Consider the following 2,182-nt stretch of genomic DNA (forward strand, 5'->3'; position numbering starts at 1 on the left):
ACGCGCTCGGTCTTTTGCCATTGGCGCAAGTTGATCCAGTCGGCGGGGGCGGCGGTGGTGGTGGTGCCGATTGGCGCGTGGGTGGCGGCGATGGGCGTGGGCGTCGCGCGCGACATCGCGTGTTTTGCGTTGTTTTCACGCACCCGTGTCCAGGCGCTCGAATTGGGCGTCGTTTGCTGGACGAAATCGTCGAACGGCAAGTTCTCGTTGAGCGCGGAGCCCATCTCATCCGGGTGCGGCGGGAGGTCTTCGACCCACTTCGCGACGGTGGAATGGAAATGCCGGCTGAACAACAACGCGCCGATGGTCAATGAGGACAGTTTCATGGATCGCCTTTTTGTCTCCGGGATTGCGGCATTTGCCGGCGCTGCGCTGCGTCCTGCGACACGTGAGAAGGAGCGCTAACCGTTACCCGTGCCGCGACACGCCGCACAGGTTTCGCCGCCTAGGAATGCGCGCGTGGCCGGCAACCGAGGCATGCAAGGACTTGCCTGTGCCGCTTCGGATGCAAGCTGTCGAGATGACGGTCCTCCGCGCTGGCCGCGCGCCGCACAACGGTTTCGTACAAGGCCAACTGTTCTTGCGCAACGGTGTCCGACTGAGCCGCCGTGGCGTAAGCGATGCGCTTCGGATACGGATAACCGGCTTCCTGCAGAATTCGATCGGCCAGCCAGACAACCGCGCCTCGGTTCCGATGAGCCAGGTCTTCGGCCACACCGCCACGCCGCGTAAGAATCTGCACCATCGCCTCGGTCAGCTCGCGGCAGCGCTCGATCCTGGCGATGCCCTCATTGCTCAGGTAATAGGCCGGGGCGCCGGACAAATGAACCGTCTTGGCCGTTTCGTCGACGCCATGCGCGAATCGCGCGGCCACGGGATCGCCCGCGGCGCCCTCCGGCGGCAGCACGAATTTCCATTTGGCTTGACCCACGCCCGGCGCACGCGCGCCATCAAACGCATCGAACAAACGGCGAAACAGCTTGCTCCTCGCATGGAGCCGGCCGTAAAACAACTCGATGTCGCCAAGAACCCCCTTCGATCGAAGGATGTGCCCCTGCGTATCGACCGCGGATTCGAACCCGGCTTCGAAACGATCCCCAAAATAAGGAAGGTCGTCCGGCCGTTGCGTCGACGAGGCCAATTCCTCGTGCATCGCGTCGACTTCCTTGACCGTGAGACGGTTTTCAACCGCTTCGCCCAATATGCGGGTCTGTCTCACGGCTCCCGCCTGAGCATCGGCGATGCCGTCGAGGTAGCGGTTTTCCACCTCCATCGCGCGGGCTACCGTTTCCCAGTTGTAGCCAGGCCGCTCGTGCGGCCGCAATGCTTTTAGCAGCGCGGCGTCCCTGGGCGGCCGGCTATACATCACCTGCTGCGGAAAATCGTAGCCGGCTTCGCTCAGGATCTTGTCGGTGAGATAGACGATCGGCCCCCGGTTGCGCAGCGCGCGAGTACTTGCCGGATCCCGTTCCTTGGTCAACGCGTGAACCATCTCGTGCAGATAGGCTTGCTCGCGTTGCGCCGGTTTGTAGTCGACGCCATTGCCGATATAACGCTCCGCGGACAGCACGTCGTCGGGGGGGATTTCGATGACGGATTGCGCGAATTTCGTGATGGCGCGTTTGTACGATCCGACCATGATCTTCCATACGGCGGGCGCGGCGGTCTCTGCACTGCTGTCCGCCGCGTGGTTGAACAGGCTTCTGAAGGTGGGGCTGTCCTGGTAGAGCGTGCCGAAGAAGGCGCGCGCATCGAAGCGGGTGGCCTCGTCGAGCACCGAGATGGTGAAGTGCCGATCGAACAGGTCCGCAAACGGGCGCTCGTCGATATCGGCGGCGCGCGCCAGCAGCGGCTCGGTGGTTTGCACCGTGAAGCGTTCCGACAGCTTGACGTTCATCACTTCGATCTCATCGGCGCGCATGCCGCCCTTCAGGCCGACCAGCCGCGAATAAAACTTGCCTGTGTCGCGATCGCGGTCGATGAGCGGGACGCCGTGCCGCTGCTTGCCGGTGAGCCAGTCGATCTCGTGGTACGAGCCGCCGCGATGCTCGACGGGGACGATGCGGTCTTCGTTGCGCAGATGCACGAGCGGATGGTCGTTCCAGCGGACATGGCTTTCGCCGTCGCGAACGCGAGCGGCCAGCGCGCGGTGCTCGGCGGGCACCTGGGCGTCGGGCAGCGC

At 63.9% G+C, this 2,182-nt stretch carries 2 protein-coding genes; both read right to left on the reverse strand.

Annotated features, from left to right (window positions below):
* Nucleotides 1–311, reverse strand: a 311-nt coding sequence (locus J3489_RS25880; RefSeq protein ID WP_207002937.1) for a hypothetical protein, incomplete at its 3' end; no start/stop codon positions are given.
* A gap of 134 nt (nucleotides 312–445) precedes the next feature.
* Nucleotides 446–2,182: hypothetical protein (locus J3489_RS25885; protein ID WP_207002939.1), on the reverse strand; the 1,737-nt coding region annotated here is incomplete at its 5' end.

The sequence above is a fragment of the Trinickia mobilis genome, assembly GCF_017315705.1.
Classification (GTDB): domain Bacteria; phylum Pseudomonadota; class Gammaproteobacteria; order Burkholderiales; family Burkholderiaceae; genus Trinickia_A; species Trinickia_A mobilis.